Below are 15,020 nucleotides of genomic sequence, written 5' to 3'. Positions count from 1 at the left end.
CTCTATTTTCACAAAAAAAAGAAAGCAAAGGATCTGCTTTCTTTTCCTTTTTCTATACTTGAGCTGTTGATACCCGAGTTGTTCTCGTTATGTCCATATCAATTCCATATGTGAACTGTAATTCTTTACACACATCTTTAATTAAGATTGCGACATTATACTTTTCATTAAATTGTAAAACTATGTTTTCTACTTCTTCATATGTATACTTATATTCCCCTGTAATGACACTTTTTAGATCAAAGCATTCGTTAATACAAAGTTGTACAAGTAGCTGGTCATATTTCTCTATTACATCTTCTTTCTTCCAAAGTAACTCTTTTACATATAACCGATCAAACTTCACACTTTCTCGATTACAATCCGTTAAAATCCGGGTCATTTCATTTAATTCTCGATATAATTCAGAAATATTTCTGCTTAAACTAAGCAGTTTATCTACGCCGTTTTCATATAACATATTCATTCCACCCCCGCATTTTCTTTTTCTTATTATAGCAAGAAAATTCTAAAAATAGTTTCTTTCTTCTGAAATATTAGGAAACTAATTTCAATTGCTTTACAATGAAACTAGTTAATGCGGGAGGAGAAAGAAAATTGGAGCACAAATTATATTACACTGACGCTTATAAGCAAGACTTTACTACTAAAATTATAAAGCAAGATTATGATAAAGACGGTAACTTATACGTTGTTTTGAATGAAACAGCATTTTATCCGACAGGTGGCGGACAACCATATGATACTGGTACATTAAATGATATCAATGTAATCAATGTAGAAGAGATAAACGGCGAAATTCGTCACTACATTGCAGAACAATTACATACAGAAGACGTAGAAGGTAAAATCAATTGGGATCGCCGTTTTGATCATATGCAACAACATGCAGCTCAGCACATTTTATCTGCTGCTTTTTGGGACCATTTTAACATGCCTACAATTGGATTCCATCTTGGTAAAGAAACAGTAACAATTGATTTAGAAACAGAAAATCTTCATGCAGAAACGGTTGAAAAAGCAATACAAATTGCAAACAAAATTGTTTTTGAAAACCATCCAATCCGCATCCAGTGGATGAACTTAGAAGAAGCGAAAAGGTTGCCCCTTCGTAAAGAACCGACTATGACAGAAAATATACGCGTTGTTATGATCGAAAACTTTGACTACAACGGCTGTGGTGGAACGCATCCGAAACGAACTGGTGAAGTTGGTCCTATTCAAGTACTAGGATGGGAGCGCAATAAAGGTGGTATACGCTTAACGTTTATCGCTGGTTGGCGTACACTTAAATTAATGGGACAACAGCAACAAATTATGAAAAATGTTTCTAAACAATTAAACAGTAGCGAAACTGATATTCCAGCAAAAGTGGCGCAACTGCTTACTTCTCAAAAAGAAAACGAAAAAGCAATACAAACAATGAATGAAAAATTATTATTTGCAGAGGCAAATGAACTACTTCAACACCCTACGGAAATACATGCCGGCATACTTATTTCTAAAGTATTTACAAATCGTTCTATGCAAGAAATCGCAAAGCTTTCCGCTATTATTACAGAACAACAAGAGCATGCAATTACGTATTTCGTCATCGAAAATGATGACAAACTACAATGTATTCTCGCTTGCGGAAAATCAGTATCGCTCGATATGAATGCTCTTTTAAAAGATGCTCTTCCTACAATCGAAGGAAAAGGTGGCGGAAATAAAAAGAGTGCCCGCGGTGGCGGGAAAGCAATTATGAGTGGAGATGAATTTTTAAATCAGCTTGTTTCTTCTTTACAGTCAGCAGTTTAAAACATGTTATGAAGGATAGCGAAAGGCTATCCTTCCCCTATATTTACAGACCTATATTTTGTTTCAAACCTTGATAACTCCCTGCATTTACAAAACCTTCACTTATAAGATTGATAAAAGTTTCCGAAAAACCATAATGACTTAAATCTTTAATCGGCACCATTTGCACATCATGAATTGGATTATGATCAAACTCGTTAGAAGGTAGCATAATTTCACCTTCAATCCTTTTAAGCAAAAACGTTATATGTAATAAAGACGGGCGAGCATCTGGTTTATCACAAACATAGAGTAGCTTCTGAATGTTAACTTCTAACCCTGTCTCTTCTCTCATTTCTCGAATCATTGCTTCCTCTAACGTTTCGCCATTCTCCACTCTTCCTCCAGGTAAAGACCAATTCCTATTAGCAACTTTTTGCTTTACTAGCAATAATTTTTCACCTTCAATTAAAATTCCCGTAACACGAACTTGCATTACATTTTCCATATGTAATCTCCTCTTCCCATTATATTTACAAATTAACCCTTCCATAAAAAGAACATACGTTTTATAATTAAAGAAAATTATGGAAGAAAGTAGTTGTTACATTCATGCGTCCACCTTTAACAAAGTCTATATCAATTGAAGATTTCCAAAACTATTATTGGTTAAAAGCAGAACTCCAAACATTTTGTCGTGAGAATGGGTTGCCAGCTAGTGGCTCTAAGATCGAAATAACCGAGCGTATCTCACATTATTTAACTACTGGTAAAATATTAAAAAACAGCTCTGTTCAAAAGGTGAGTAAAGCTTCCCTATCCTATAAAGACCTTTCTCTTCAAACGATTATTACTAACAATCACCGCTGTAGCGAAGAGGTTCGTGCTTTTTTCAAAGAAAAAATCGGAGCAAACTTCCGCTTTACAGTAGCTCTTCAAAAGTTTTTTAAAGACAATGTTGGAAAAACATATGAAGACGCGGTAGCTTTTTGGCATGAAGAAAACAAACGAAAAAAAGACCCTGCATACAAAACAACTATCGGTGCACAATTTGAATACAATCGCTTTACTCGTGACTTTTTCGAAGATCCAAATAATAAAGGGAAAGCAAAAGCTGATGCGATTGCTGCTTGGAACGAAATGAAAGCGAAACCTGGTAGTAATGTTTATGTTCCTCAAAAAGTAGAAAACTAGTTACCTCGCTAGTCTTCTACTTTCTCAAATAATAGCGCAATCCCTATCCCGCCTCCAATTCCTAATGTAGCAATTCCATATTTCATAGACTCTCTTTGTGCCTGATAAAACAAACGTGTTACAAGCATAGCACCAGATGCGCCGTACGGATGACCGAGCGCAATTGCTCCACCATTTACATTTACTTTTTCGTACGGAATTTGTAACTCTTTTGCGCAAGCAACAACTTTTGAGGCGAATGCTTCATTTATTTCAAAATAATCGATGTCCTCTACTTTTACATTCATTTCGTTTAATAATTTGTTCACCGCAAATATCGGACCAGTCCCTGGAAGATTAGGATCCACTCCCACTACAGCACTACGAACGAAACGAAGGACAGGTTTATACCCTAACTTTCGGGCTTGTCCCTCTTCCATTACAAGAACAGCACATGCCCCATCATTTACACCACATGAATTACCTGCCGTCACTGTTCCATTTTGTAAAAATGCGGGCTTTGTTCTTTTAATGATTTGTTCATAATTCATTTCTGGCTTTATAGATTCATCTAATAATCCATTAAAAGAAAATATTTCATCATGTATATATCCTTTTTCTAACGCTTGCAGTGTCCGCTTATAACTAAGACAAGCATACTCGTCTTGCATTTCTCTCGTTATATTATAACGCTCCGCAACATATTCAGCCGCTACTCCCATGTCAGGATCACCAATTGTTTCAGGTGAAAATCGTGCTCTTTTTTGAAAAGGTGACGTACTTGTACTCTCTACTCCCCCGGCGATATAACACTTACCTGCCCCGCCTTGAATGAGATGACACGCAGTTCGAATTGCTTCTAAACCAGCACCACATTGCCGATCAATCGTTACACCAGGAATATGATAGCCAAGTCCCGCCTCTAAAGCAGATAGTCTCGCAACATTCCCTCCTGGCCCAACAACATTACCTAATATGACATCATCTATTTCCCTCTCAATCCCTTTACTTAAAAACGTAAGAAGCGGCGTTGTTAATTGCTGAACTTCATACTCTTTTAACATCCCATTCTTCTTACCAATAGGTGTTCTTTTCGCCTCTACAATAACTGCTCTATTCATATATTTTCTCCCGGTTTTCAATCATACTTTTTGCTTCCATACGAGCGATTTTCTCACTATTTGTATAAGGTATTCCATCTACAAAATGCCATTCTTTCGGTATTTTAAACGAGGATAATCGTTGTAAGCAAAAACTCTTTAATTGTTGTTTTGTAGCACTTCCTTTTACGATCGCGACCGGCTTTTCACCCCAGTAACTATCTTTCACACCAATTACAACTATTTCATCAACAGCTGGGTGTTCATGTAATACACTTTCTATTTCTTCTGGATAAATATTGATTCCTCCAAATAAAATCATATTCTTCTCTCTACCAACAATATATATGAAGCCTTCTTCATCTTCATAGCCTATATCTCGCACTGTCATCCAGCCTTCTGCATTCAACTCCCGTGTTAAAACCCCATCTATTATGTATCCCATAAAAAACTGATCACTTTTCACATAAACAGTTCCTATTTCACCTTTTTGTACTTCTTCGCCTACTTCATTACATATTCGAACTTGCACATTATGACAAGGTTTTCCTACTGAATTTGGCCTTCTTTCGCTTTCTGCATCGACTAGTGCTGTTACAAAACTTAACTCTGATGCACCATAAAATTCATATCTTTTCGCATAAGGAAATATATTCTTTATTTTTTCTTTCGCTTCAGCTTCCCATTTCGCTCCTGATGAAATAATTTTCATTTTATTTTCTATTAATCTATTTTCTTTATATAAAGATTCAAGCATTGTCGGAACTGTATACATAACCGATATATTTTCAGTTTCTAACTTATCTAATACTTGATTCGGAATGAACTTTCTCATAATGTGCACTGTTTGTCCTACATATAATGCACTTATTGCCCCGTATAAGAAAAGAGAATGAACGAGCGTCCCAGCTATTAAAATTGAATCCTCCCTTTTCATATGAAAGTCATGTACATTACAATCAAAACTATGAACCCACGATTGCTGTGCACGTAAAAATGCTTTTGCTGTTCCTGTTGATCCTGATGTAAATCCCATATAAAAAGGAGCATGTTGTACACTTTCTACAGTGGAATATGTAGGAAGATATTTCTCTATCATTCTTTTCCACTCATCAATTTCAATTACTCTTCCTTCTTCATCCAATAGATCATTCACCTTATATCGTTCTGTCACAATCATATCCGGATTACTAATTTCAATTCTTTCTCTGAGCTCATCTTGTTTCCACTTTATATCTAACGGAACACAAACCCACCCGGCCATAGCGGCACCAGAAAATAGTTGTAAAAACTCTATACGATTTTCTAATAGGATTGCTATCGTTTTATTCTTCGATTTTTTTTCATTTAACCAGCTTGCTACTTTACAAACTGATTCAAACCACTCTTTATATGTTAAAACTCTATCATTTTCCTTTATCGCTATTTTATTTGGTTGTAAAGAGGCATGCTTTTTATATTCTTTTGTAATCCCCATATGAGACGTCCTTTCTTTACAATAATAATAAAAAGAAACACGCAATTAACGTGTTTCTTCCCTTTATCATCCCGCATTTGTATATTTTCCATTCTTTAAAGCGGGCGTAATAATATGTTTCAATGAACGATGTAATTTTGTTACGAGAACTGCCGCAATAATTGCTTTTATACAATCCCCTGGTAAAAACACAGCACTCACTTTCATTATCTCCCATACAGAAACATCCATTAAGAACGCTTGTACAGTAATACCAAATACATAAACTACGAAAATACCACCAATTATATTAATACATAATACTTTTATAATAGAAACTTCACGTAAACGCTCAATTAAATAACCAATAACAAACGCCCCAATGATGTAACCAAGTAAATATCCTGCACTTGGTCCAACAAATACACCAAGGCCACCACGTCCACCAGCAAGCAATGGTGCTCCAACTCCTACAATAAGTAAGAAAATAAGCTGACTTAACGCACCTAGACGTGATCCTAACAACCCACCCGCAAGCATAACACCGAGTGATTGCAATGTAATTGGAACTGGTGTAATAGAAAGAGCAATCGGAGGTATTAACCCTAACACTCCCATAATAGAACTAAATAAAGCGACGAAAACTAAATTTTTTGTATTCATATTTGCTTCTCCTATTTGTAAACTTAAAATTGTTTTTAGATAACATATCACAAAAATTATATTATCTTTCCACCCCTCTTTTGTCAACCGTTAATGTATTAGAGTTTACAAATAGAAGTTCACTTATTTCTCTCTATGCAAATGCTCCAGTTCTTTCCGAAGCGCCTGTTTTAAAAACTTCCCAACAGATGTTTTCGGTATTTCTTCCATAAAGACAATATCGTCTGGCAACCACCACTTCGCAAACTGTGGTTTTAAAAACTCATATATTTCTTCTTTTGTAACCGTACTATTTTTCTTTTGAACAACGCAGGCAATTGGTCGCTCTTGCCACTGAGGGTGAGGAACTGCAACGACAGCCGCTTCAAATATAGCATCATGTGCCATTAAAGCATTTTCAAGATCGACCGAAGAAATCCATTCTCCCCCGCTTTTAATAACATCCTTCGTACGGTCAACAATTTTCACGCAACCTTCCTCATCCACTGTGACAACATCACCAGTATATAACCATCCATCGCGAAAACCTTCGACAGTACGATCATCGTTATAATAGCTTTCAGCGATCCAAGGTGCTCGTAAACATAATTCTCCCATCTCAGTACCATCCCACTTCACGTCACCATTTGTACCGACTACTTTCATCTCGACACCAGGTACAAGATATCCTTGTTTAGAGCGAATTTCTAGTTGCTCTTCATACGATACTTCCGTTTCATAACTTTTTAAACGCGCAAGTGTTACGAGTGGACTCGTTTCAGTCATACCATATGCATGTATGAACGGAACATTATGTTTCTGTTCAAATGCTTTAATAACACTTTTCGGCGCAGCTGCACCTCCGCATAGTATTCTCGTCATACTAGATAAATCGTAACTATTATTTTCTAACTCTTGTAATACGCCGAGCCAAATTGTCGGCACACCCGCAGCTAACGTCACTTTTTCTGATTGAATCATCTCTAATAAAATTTTCGGAGTAAACATCGGTCCTGGAAGAACTTGTTTTGACCCAAACCAAGTAGCAGCGAAAGGAAGTCCCCAAGCGTTCACATGGAACATCGGTACAATCGCCATTGCAGCATCACTTTCCGATAAAGCAGCTGTATCCGCTAAACCGAGTGCCATACAGTGTAATACAGTACTACGATGCGTATATACAACACCTTTCGGATTTCCTGTAGTCGCTGACGTATAACACATACCAGCTGGTGTATTTTCATCAATATCTTTTACAAATTGGAAATTTGGATCGCCTTCTTCTAATAGCTTTTCATAATGATATACAGGCTTCAGCGTAGTGTTTGGGAGTTCATCTTTATCAGTCATAATAATGTAAGCTTGTACAGTTGATAATTGTGATTGAATATTTTCAACAAGCGGTACGAGATCTTCATCTATAAGTAGAATTCGGTCTTCTGCGTGCTGAATAATATATGAAATATGTTGAGGAGATAAACGAATGTTAATTGTGTGCAAAACAGAAGCAATACCTGGAATAGCAAAATACGCTTCCACATGCCGATGATGGTTCCACGCTAATGTTCCTACACGTTCACCTTCTTTAATTCCAAGCTTTTCCAACGCACTGGAGAGTCTTCTCGTCCTTTCCCCTAACTGCTTATACGTTAACGTTGTAACTGTATCATGCGTCCGTGAAACAATTTCTTTCTTCGAAAACAGTTTCTCTGCTCTTTCCATCATAGAACTAATTGTTAGCGGTACATTCATCATCATATTGGTTATATCCCCTTTAAAGCGTTTTCATTTTTTCGTTTATTATAACAGACTTCCGCAAATGATTACGACATTTTTCTGTATTTTCTGAATTATTTCTTTGGAAATAATTCAGAACGATAAACTATCTATCTTTTTTCTTACTTTCTTTTTCAGTTTAAAAATAAAACGATTACTGTATTCCTTATTTTCTACTAAAATTCGATATATCTCCCATACTCCGAACACACGAACAAAAAGATAAACTCCGATTTGTTGTTATCAAAATAAAAAAACTCCTTGATTCATTTAAAGGAGTTTTCAATGTAAGATATTTCATTGATTCATATATCCTTCTCTAGATATACAATATCTTTTTGTATCGCGATTCTTACCTTTAATAAACATATCCTTCTGAATTGTATATTTGTACTCCATATTCAAACGTTTCATTAATTTTTCAGATGCTTCATTTTCTGAATCACATCCCGCTTCAATACTATTAAGATGCAACTCATGAAAACCATAGTAGAAAAAAGCTAATGCAGCCTCCGTGGCTAATCCTCTTCCCCAATATTTTCGAGATAAGGCGTATGCAATTTCTGCTGTATGTGTGACCAAATCATATTTTATAAATCCACACGTGCCTATAAGTTTTTTCTCCTCTTTTAATACAATTCCAAGAGGTGCTACTTGCCCTTCATTATATTGCCCCACAATTTCTTCTACATAGTTATATGTGTCACATAACGATTGATGAGCATCCCATACAGTAAAAGTTATCATCTCTTTATCTGTAGCATACTCATATATATGTAAACTATCACTCATATTCATTTTCCTTAACATAAGTCGTTTCGTATACAACGTTGGATATGACCATTTCTCAATGATCATAACGGCTTCTGCTTAAACTTTTCATAATGTCGTACTTTTAATAGAAGGATATTCCCGCAATCTGTACAAATATAAGCATCCACCGGTGAAGATGTGAACATCGTTTCCTTTTTCCGTATTTGTGCATATCCGACAAACTCACCTTCTCCTATGTTTTGAGAACCACAATTAGAGCATGTCTGCACGGTTTTTTGTTTCATGAGAGCACCACCTTTAATCTGTTTCCACTCCCTTCGACAGCTCACTTCCATTTCCCTTCCAAAAAACCTCTTATTCTCTCACATTTCAACAGGAATCTCAAAACAAAAATCGTATATGTACTATGAAATATATTTATTAACGGAGGAATTTTATGACTACTGTTATGACACTCGATATAGCAACAGAAATTGAAAATGCAGAAATTGATATGCTCTCTTCTAGATTAGAGAGACTACAAACAATGAGCGGAAACCCAATGCAAGTGCAAATGAAAAATTTCGGTAGTGCCACTGCCTTTTCATCAAAAATAATTGCCGGTCCTGCTTTTAATACGGTAAAAGGTATTACAAATGCAGATGCGATTGATGCAATTATTTCTTATTATGAATCACTACAAATTCCTTGCCGTTTTGAAATTACACCAGCGCAAGGCACAACTGAACTATTTCAATACTTATCTCAAAAAGGTTTTTACCAATCTAGCTTCCATACTGCTTTGTATAGTATACCCAGAGAGAGTTCATCACTTCTTCCTTCTAATATTACATTACGAAAACTGAAAGAAAATGAATTTGATATTTTTGCAGACATATATGTACGTGGATTTAATATGCCATCCTTTACAAAAGATAGCGTACGCCAAAATAATGAAATTCTTTACAATGAACCAGGATGGCATTTTTTCATAGCTGAAGTTCAAAATATCCCTGCTGGTATTGGTGTCCTGTATATAAATAAAGGTGTCGCATCATTAGCTGCTTCTGCTACTTTACCAGAATTTCAGCGTAAAGGCTGTCACACTGCATTAATTCAAAAACGAATTAAGACAGCTATTGAATCCAATTGTACTTTAATAGTTGGACAAGCAAGGTTCGGTAGCGGCAGTCAAAATAACATGGAACGTGCCCACATGAAAATTGCTTATACAAAATCAATATGGACCGCAAAAGACATATAATTTACTTTATTTCTCCTTCCGTTACATTTTTAAACATTTTATGACAAATCCTTTTCTATCCTATTAATCATTTGAATATTCAAACTAGATTTGTTACGATATTACTAGATACATCATTCAACTTGCAATATGAAAAGAGAATTCTAATCAAACTACAAGGAGGAGAAATGTATGACTAAACATGATCATGGTTTAAAAGAAAAAGTAGAAGGTGCCATTGATAAGGTAAAAGGTGAAGTAAAAGAAGTTGTTGGGAAAGTAACTGACAATAAGAAATTACAAGCTGAAGGAAAATGGGATAAGGTGAAAGGCACTGCTAAAGATACAGTTGGTAATGTAAAAGAAAAAGTACATGAATATAAAGAACACAAGAAAGAAAAATAAAAAAAGAGCCCATCGGCTCTTTTTTTATTTTCCTTCATTCTTCTCTAGCACGTATAAATCTTCTTCCATATTCGTTAATTTCTCACTTACAAGCTTTCTTGCATCTCCAATTGCTTGATTATATGCAAACGGTCCAACTAATTTAATCATTTCTTCTATTAAACGCTCTGCTTGGAAACGTCCAATTTCATCTAAATCTTCTTCCATAAAAAATTGCTGAATTTGTGCTACAAGTTCTTCTTTTTTATCATTTGGTATTTTTATATTCATCATCGTTGTTACTCCTCTATATTTAAGATAGTATCTTCCTTAACTCTACCATAGAAAAACGATTACCAGGACAGCTTTTTGTAACTCCTTCTAACTCTCTATGACCGAGTATATTTTCTTTCTTTATAGCAAATTGCTTCATAAACAGTTTACATAAAGAATATAATGCATTCACTTGCGGGGGAGTGGGATCGTATTTATCGAAATTTCCCGTCATACATATTCCAATTGTATGGCGGTTATGGTCTTTCGCGTGCGCTCCAATATGTAAACCTCGTCCTTCCACTACAGTTCCATCCTTTTCGATAAAATAGTTGTAACCAATTCCGCTCCACCCCCTTACAGTTTGATGAAATTCATGCGTTTTATACACGTCCCATCCATCTTCAGCTGTATGGTGAATAATCAGTTTGTTTACTTTTTCTAAAGGAACTAATTCATCTTGAAATGTTAGATTGACACGTTTAATTTCCATTTGAACTGCCTCCTCTTAAAAATCAATCATAATAATCGTTTTATCATCTGGCCTTATTCTCTTTTCCGCTTCTAGCTCTTCAATAATTGCTATATATTCGTTTATACTATTCTTTCTTATATATGCAACAGTTTGTTCTAATGACCAATCTGGGTGAAATAACCCGTCTGAACAAATAAAAATCCCACTCACTTCATCTGTATGTAATTCACCATTTTGTAAATAATGTATCGCTTCTTTCATTCCATTTGCAACTGAATAACCATTTGGCATATTTGCAAGATAACGATTGTATTTTAACTGTTCTCGAACATCTTGAAAAACATATTCTTCTGGTACAGATAACCCTTTTTTACGATCTTCTTCCCTCTTCTTTTTTGCTCTTTTACTAATTCCTTCAACTGTGTCTTTCGTTAATACTTGCATCGTTCCATTTTGAAAAGTTGCGACAATCATACAGTCCCCAAGCTGCGCATATTCAATTTTCTCACCAACTATTTGGACTGCCGCGATACATGTGCACCACAAATGCTCTTTTTTTCTCGTGTCTACTTCATATTCTAACATTTTGCTTTGCAATGCTTCATTTGCTTTGGCAACTGCAAATTGTAAACTATGATTCTCTCGTAATGCAGTAAAATAACTTGCAAATAAATGCGAAGCGATGTATGCTCCATTATGTCCCTTTTCATCACGAAACGGGACAAGTGGTGTTGCACCGTCACATACACCATAAATCTTTTTTTCTTTATTACAAAAATAAGAATCCTCACATTCTTGCTTCAACGGGCTTTTCTGTTGATATGTTTTTATCTTCACAACTGTATCCCCTTTCAAATGATAAAATACTCAAATTCTTTTGATTAATCTAATTTACCTAAATAAACTGTTTTTACCCAAAACTTTCAATATCATATATAATCTTGAAATAATATGAATTTTTCAGTGAAGGACGGGAAAGAAATGGTCAGATTCCTTGGTGTTATTATCGGTTCTATTATTATTGCGGTTGCCTTTAATCTTTTCCTTATCCCCCACAAAATTTTAAGTAGTGGAATTGGCGGAATTGCTATTATTTTAGGGATTGTAACCCCTGTAAACACAGGCATTATTAACTTTGTATTAAACTTACCTATCCTTATTTTAGGGTACATAGGTCTTGGAAAAAAAGTAATTTTTAACACAGTTGTCTCTGTAGTTGTATTATCTGTTGCATTATACTACGTTCCAGTAAAAGTCGTAGCAACAGATCCATTGTTATCTTCTATCTTCGGAGGTGTAATCGCCGGAGCTGGTATTGGTCTTGTTTTTAACTGTAATGGATCCACTGGTGGATTTGATATTATCGGTATGCTTTTATCCCGTAAGCGAGACATTAAACTTGGCGGATTCCTTATTATTTTAAATGCAGTCGTTGTAATAATCGCAGGATTCTTCTTCACCTGGGATGTTGCACTTACAAGCTTACTTTCAATTTATGTAACTGGTAAAGTAATTGATGCTGTTCATACAAAACATCGTAAAGTTACACTTATGATTGTAACAAATGAAGCAGAAAAAATGAAAAAACAACTTCTTTCAACTGTTGTACGTGGAATAACGTTACTTGATGGCGAAGGTGCTTATTCAAGCGAGAAAAAGCGTGTACTTATGACCGTCGTTTCTCGTGAAGAATTAGCAAGTATGAAACTAACAATTTCTGAAATCGACCCGAATGCTTTCGTTAATATTACAGAAACTGTAGAAGTGTTAGGACTTTTCAGAAGAAGTTAAAGACTAGGTGGGAATCCACCTAGTCTTTATTTTGCATAAATTCAATTCGGTTTCCAAATGGATCTGACACGTAAAATCGAATTACATCTGGCCGTGCATAATCATCAATCACTTTAACACCTTGCTCTATAAGTGTTTGCTTAAATTCATTAATTTCATTCACATAAAAAGCTGGATGAGCCTTTTTAGCTGGTGTAAAGTTCCGCTCGACACCAATATGGATTTCTTGATTTCCGCATTTAAACCAACATCCACCTCGTTTTTTCAACTCTTCTGGCTTTGGAATTTCTTCCATACCAATCGTATTCCCATAAAAATCACGCGCCTCTTCTTCACACCCTACAGGTGCAGCTACTTGCACGTGATCAATCCCTTGAATATAATTTTTCATTTTCTCTCCCCCTCCTCTACCCTAATGTTATACGGAAAACAGCCGTCTGTAACTTACAAAAGGTTTATAAAACAATATAAGCTCCCCTTATTACCATCCTGCATTCACCTTGCAAAAAATAAAAAAAACAAAATTTATTCTATAACTTCCATTTTTTATAGAAATACACATTACATCTATATTATAGTTATGAATAGACAAATCTTTTTAGATGCTATTTGTACGGAGGAACTATTATGAGTCGTAAAAAATATTCACCAACTCAAAAAAAACGTCATCCGAACATTTCTAGACGTTTGCGAAACCATATACAAGATCGTTCATTAACAGAAATGTACGCATCTCTGTTCGAACACAATCCTGATAGTATTATTTCATTAAATTTAGAAGGAGTTATTCTACATATAAATCCTTCTGCCGAAAGAATATTAGGTTACACTTCTTTAGAATTAGAACAGAAAAATATTACCTCTATTTTAGAAGCCCATATTTCTGAGCAAGTATTACAAAATATAAAGAATACTGAAGCGGATAATCAACAAGAGTATATCTTATCTATTTATCATAAAAATGGATTCTTATTAGATGTTGTGACAAAACTAGTTCCTATTTTTGTTCAAAATCGTCTTACTGGCGTATATGCTATTATGAAGCCGCTTGAAAAATCAGAAAGAATTGAGAATATGCTAAAAGAAAGTGAGAAGAGATTACGTACATTAGTAAACTCCATGCCTGCCTTTGTTATATTTAAAGATCATGAAGGGCGCTGGCTTGAGGCAAATGACTACGCACTTTCTTGCTTCAATTTCCATCATGTACCTTACCACGGGAAAAAAGATAGCGAACTCATTCAATATAATGAAGCATACCGAGAAGCTTTTTTACATTGTGAAGAAATCGATGAACTAGCATGGCAACAAAGACAAATTCTTCATGGCGAGGAATTTATTATACATAGAGATGATTTCGATCTAATCTTAAGTATATCAAAAGTTCCGCTTTATCATCCTGATGGTTCTCGCAAAGGTCTTATCGTGATGGGGAGAGATGTTACTGAGCTAAAAGAAACTGAAAAGTTACTACGAAAATCTGAGAAGCTCGCAGTAGTCGGACAACTGACAGCTGGAATTGCCCATGAAATTCGAAATCCACTCACTTCCCTAAAGGGTTTTCTAACGTTGCTCCTCCCTGAAATAAATGAGGAGCAAAAATGGTATATCGATGTTATGTTAAGTGAGATTTCACAAATGGAATCCATTACGAGTCAATTTATGGCGATGTCTAAGCCACAAGTATTATCTATCCAAACTTGTAACATACAAACTTTAATTGAAGAGGTAGTTACATTTATTTTACCGACTGCAATTATGCATAGCGTTCATATCATCATGGATCATTTTGATTACGTATATGATATTCAATGTGACGGTAACCAATTAAAACAAGTTTTTATAAACATATTAAAAAATGCGATAGAAGCGATGCCAAATGGCGGAAATATTTTCATCCAAACAAAACCATTAGAGGATAATTTCATCTTAATACGAATTATCGATGAAGGTTGTGGCATTCCAGAAGATCGTATCTCCCGTCTAGGCGAACCTTTTTATAGTTTAAAAGAAAAAGGCACAGGACTAGGATTAATGATGTGTTACAAAATAATTGAAGAACATCATGGTAAATTACACATTTCAAGCGAATTAAATAAAGGTACAATTGTTGATATTGAGCTACCACTTTCTTCATCTCATCTTGCAATCCAGTCTTAAATAAAAAAGAAGCAT

18 protein-coding genes and 1 pseudogene are annotated in these 15,020 nt (G+C 35.2%); 6 read left to right on the top strand and 13 right to left on the bottom strand.

Going from position 1 to position 15,020, the window contains the following annotated elements:
• Positions 1-52: 52 nt before the first annotated feature.
• Complete coding sequence (locus HMAS_RS06440; RefSeq protein ID WP_000965149.1) at positions 53-460, bottom strand: hypothetical protein; 408 nt, start codon at positions 458-460, stop codon at positions 53-55.
• 137 nt (positions 461-597) lie between these two features.
• Between HMAS_RS06440 and HMAS_RS06435 the strand changes: the two genes are divergently transcribed.
• A complete protein-coding gene (locus tag HMAS_RS06435; protein WP_006927344.1) occupies positions 598-1,800 on the top strand; it encodes an alanyl-tRNA editing protein in 1,203 nt (400 codons plus the stop codon).
• Positions 1,801-1,843: 43 nt separating this feature from the next.
• Here the strand turns inward: HMAS_RS06435 and HMAS_RS06430 are convergent, their stop codons facing one another.
• On the bottom strand, positions 1,844-2,287 hold the full coding sequence (locus tag HMAS_RS06430) for an NUDIX hydrolase (RefSeq protein ID WP_006927347.1): 444 nt from the start codon (positions 2,285-2,287) through the stop codon (positions 1,844-1,846).
• A gap of 104 nt (positions 2,288-2,391) precedes the next feature.
• On the opposite strand from HMAS_RS06430, the gene HMAS_RS06425 reads away from it, so the two are divergent.
• Entirely contained in the window at positions 2,392-2,973 is a 582-nt protein-coding gene (locus HMAS_RS06425) for a DUF6434 domain-containing protein (protein WP_001247730.1), read from the top strand.
• 8 nt (positions 2,974-2,981) lie between these two features.
• On the opposite strand, the gene HMAS_RS06420 is transcribed toward HMAS_RS06425, so the two are convergent.
• The 7 genes and pseudogenes from HMAS_RS06420 to HMAS_RS06390 all read right to left on the bottom strand — a co-directional run bounded on the left by HMAS_RS06420 (position 2,982) and on the right by HMAS_RS06390 (position 8,984).
• A complete protein-coding gene (locus HMAS_RS06420) occupies positions 2,982-4,073 on the bottom strand; it encodes an acetyl-CoA C-acyltransferase (protein ID WP_116344723.1) in 1,092 nt (363 codons plus the stop codon).
• Positions 4,066-5,529, bottom strand: a complete 1,464-nt coding sequence (locus HMAS_RS06415) for an acyl-CoA synthetase (RefSeq protein ID WP_116344722.1) — start codon at positions 5,527-5,529, stop codon at positions 4,066-4,068. The genes HMAS_RS06420 and HMAS_RS06415 overlap by 8 nt, the downstream gene beginning before the upstream one ends.
• Before the next feature lie 66 nt (positions 5,530-5,595).
• Positions 5,596-6,171 carry a biotin transporter BioY gene (locus HMAS_RS06410; protein ID WP_001093333.1) on the bottom strand — a complete coding sequence of 192 codons (576 nt, stop codon included), beginning with the start codon at positions 6,169-6,171 and terminating at the stop codon, positions 5,596-5,598.
• A 123-nt stretch (positions 6,172-6,294) separates the two neighbouring features.
• Entirely contained in the window at positions 6,295-7,908 is a 1,614-nt protein-coding gene (locus tag HMAS_RS06405) for a long-chain fatty acid--CoA ligase (protein WP_116344721.1), read from the bottom strand.
• 111 nt (positions 7,909-8,019) lie between these two features.
• Positions 8,020-8,160, bottom strand: a pseudogene (locus HMAS_RS06400) (transcriptional regulator); the annotation flags it as partial.
• A gap of 63 nt (positions 8,161-8,223) precedes the next feature.
• Positions 8,224-8,784, bottom strand: coding sequence for a GNAT family N-acetyltransferase (locus HMAS_RS06395; RefSeq protein ID WP_000582837.1), 561 nt, complete (start codon positions 8,782-8,784; stop codon positions 8,224-8,226).
• On the bottom strand, positions 8,781-8,984 hold the full coding sequence (locus tag HMAS_RS06390; protein WP_000810948.1) for a hypothetical protein: 204 nt from the start codon (positions 8,982-8,984) through the stop codon (positions 8,781-8,783). Before HMAS_RS06390 ends, HMAS_RS06395 begins: the two co-directional genes overlap by 4 nt.
• 152 nt (positions 8,985-9,136) lie before the next feature.
• On the opposite strand from HMAS_RS06390, the gene HMAS_RS06385 reads away from it, so the two are divergent.
• Positions 9,137-9,943 carry a GNAT family N-acetyltransferase gene (locus tag HMAS_RS06385; protein ID WP_000214346.1) on the top strand — a complete coding sequence of 269 codons (807 nt, stop codon included), beginning with the start codon at positions 9,137-9,139 and terminating at the stop codon, positions 9,941-9,943.
• Between the two features lie 171 nt (positions 9,944-10,114).
• Positions 10,115-10,327, top strand: a complete 213-nt coding sequence (locus HMAS_RS06380) for a CsbD family protein (protein WP_000160410.1) — start codon at positions 10,115-10,117, stop codon at positions 10,325-10,327.
• A gap of 24 nt (positions 10,328-10,351) precedes the next feature.
• Here HMAS_RS06380 and HMAS_RS06375 read toward each other — a convergent pair whose 3' ends face one another.
• From HMAS_RS06375 to HMAS_RS06365, 3 genes are read right to left on the bottom strand one after another with little or no spacing between them, the layout of a single operon-like run.
• Entirely contained in the window at positions 10,352-10,600 is a 249-nt protein-coding gene (locus HMAS_RS06375; RefSeq protein WP_000981066.1) for a DUF2164 domain-containing protein, read from the bottom strand.
• 19 nt (positions 10,601-10,619) lie between these two features.
• Entirely contained in the window at positions 10,620-11,072 is a 453-nt protein-coding gene (locus HMAS_RS06370; RefSeq protein WP_000404001.1) for a peptidoglycan recognition protein family protein, read from the bottom strand.
• Positions 11,073-11,087: 15 nt separating this feature from the next.
• Positions 11,088-11,909 (bottom strand): protein phosphatase 2C domain-containing protein, encoded by an 822-nt coding sequence (locus tag HMAS_RS06365; RefSeq protein ID WP_114555913.1) that lies wholly within the window; start codon positions 11,907-11,909, stop codon positions 11,088-11,090.
• A 126-nt stretch (positions 11,910-12,035) separates the two neighbouring features.
• On the opposite strand from HMAS_RS06365, the gene HMAS_RS06360 reads away from it, so the two are divergent.
• On the top strand, positions 12,036-12,845 hold the full coding sequence (locus tag HMAS_RS06360; RefSeq protein ID WP_000251344.1) for a YitT family protein: 810 nt from the start codon (positions 12,036-12,038) through the stop codon (positions 12,843-12,845).
• Positions 12,846-12,864: 19 nt separating this feature from the next.
• On the opposite strand, the gene HMAS_RS06355 is transcribed toward HMAS_RS06360, so the two are convergent.
• Positions 12,865-13,236 carry a VOC family protein gene (locus tag HMAS_RS06355; protein WP_000800772.1) on the bottom strand — a complete coding sequence of 124 codons (372 nt, stop codon included), beginning with the start codon at positions 13,234-13,236 and terminating at the stop codon, positions 12,865-12,867.
• A 236-nt stretch (positions 13,237-13,472) separates the two neighbouring features.
• Here HMAS_RS06355 and HMAS_RS06345 point away from each other — a divergent pair, with 236 nt between their 5' ends.
• Positions 13,473-15,005: a BA3702 family sensor histidine kinase gene (locus tag HMAS_RS06345; protein WP_000087650.1), complete on the top strand. Its 1,533-nt coding sequence runs from the start codon at positions 13,473-13,475 to the stop codon at positions 15,003-15,005.
• The last annotated feature ends 15 nt before the right edge of the window (positions 15,006-15,020 follow it).

Source organism: Bacillus sp. HMA207 (assembly GCF_003402455.1).
Lineage (GTDB): Bacteria > Bacillota > Bacilli > Bacillales > Bacillaceae_G > Bacillus_A > Bacillus_A cereus.
The sequence above is the reverse complement of the archived record's forward strand: the minus strand, read 5'-3'. Positions and strand labels throughout refer to the sequence as shown.

Coding starts and splice junctions, on each gene's coding strand:
- HMAS_RS06375 (WP_000981066.1), bottom strand. CDS start 10,600: ATGATGAATATAAAAATACCAAATGATAAAAAAGAAGAACTTGTAGCA.
- HMAS_RS06425 (WP_001247730.1), top strand. CDS start 2,392: ATGCGTCCACCTTTAACAAAGTCTATATCAATTGAAGATTTCCAAAAC.
- HMAS_RS06370 (WP_000404001.1), bottom strand. CDS start 11,072: ATGGAAATTAAACGTGTCAATCTAACATTTCAAGATGAATTAGTTCCT.
- HMAS_RS06415 (WP_116344722.1), bottom strand. CDS start 5,529: ATGGGGATTACAAAAGAATATAAAAAGCATGCCTCTTTACAACCAAAT.
- HMAS_RS06440 (WP_000965149.1), bottom strand. CDS start 460: ATGTTATATGAAAACGGCGTAGATAAACTGCTTAGTTTAAGCAGAAAT.
- HMAS_RS06385 (WP_000214346.1), top strand. CDS start 9,137: ATGACTACTGTTATGACACTCGATATAGCAACAGAAATTGAAAATGCA.
- HMAS_RS06390 (WP_000810948.1), bottom strand. CDS start 8,984: ATGAAACAAAAAACCGTGCAGACATGCTCTAATTGTGGTTCTCAAAAC.
- HMAS_RS06420 (WP_116344723.1), bottom strand. CDS start 4,073: ATGAATAGAGCAGTTATTGTAGAGGCGAAAAGAACACCTATTGGTAAG.
- HMAS_RS06395 (WP_000582837.1), bottom strand. CDS start 8,784: ATGATCATTGAGAAATGGTCATATCCAACGTTGTATACGAAACGACTT.
- HMAS_RS06430 (WP_006927347.1), bottom strand. CDS start 2,287: ATGGAAAATGTAATGCAAGTTCGTGTTACGGGAATTTTAATTGAAGGT.
- HMAS_RS06360 (WP_000251344.1), top strand. CDS start 12,036: ATGGTCAGATTCCTTGGTGTTATTATCGGTTCTATTATTATTGCGGTT.
- HMAS_RS06380 (WP_000160410.1), top strand. CDS start 10,115: ATGACTAAACATGATCATGGTTTAAAAGAAAAAGTAGAAGGTGCCATT.
- HMAS_RS06345 (WP_000087650.1), top strand. CDS start 13,473: ATGAGTCGTAAAAAATATTCACCAACTCAAAAAAAACGTCATCCGAAC.
- HMAS_RS06355 (WP_000800772.1), bottom strand. CDS start 13,236: ATGAAAAATTATATTCAAGGGATTGATCACGTGCAAGTAGCTGCACCT.
- HMAS_RS06405 (WP_116344721.1), bottom strand. CDS start 7,908: ATGATGATGAATGTACCGCTAACAATTAGTTCTATGATGGAAAGAGCA.
- HMAS_RS06410 (WP_001093333.1), bottom strand. CDS start 6,171: ATGAATACAAAAAATTTAGTTTTCGTCGCTTTATTTAGTTCTATTATG.